This is a genomic window from Sedimentibacter sp. B4 (genome assembly GCF_000309315.1).
Taxonomy (GTDB): domain Bacteria; phylum Bacillota; class Clostridia; order Tissierellales; family Sedimentibacteraceae; genus Sedimentibacter; species Sedimentibacter saalensis.
In genome coordinates this window covers 1-239 of record NZ_CANG01000441.1, presented here as the reverse complement: position 1 = coordinate 239, position 239 = coordinate 1, and the positions used below count along the sequence as shown (strand labels likewise).

The following is a 239-nucleotide window of genomic DNA, read 5'->3' as shown; positions in this document are numbered from 1 at the left end:
AGACCGGCGTTGACGACGTCGTCTCGGCACTCGGGCTGGCGTCGGAACCGGCCGACTACGTGGTGCTGGTGGACACCTCGGGATCGATGAACGCGGGTGGGCGCTATACAAAGGTCCGCACGGAACTCGGCAAGCTGGTGGCCGGCCTGGACAGCGACGACCGGGTCTCCTTGTTCACCTTCGACACGAAGGTGACCCCCAGGTTCCGCGGAGTGGTCGGAAAGAAGCCGACCGCAGTG

General features: G+C 65.7%; 1 pseudogene. It reads left to right on the top strand.

Going from position 1 to position 239, the window contains the following annotated elements:
- Nucleotides 1-239, top strand: a pseudogene (locus tag BN358_RS26525) (hypothetical protein); the annotation flags it as partial.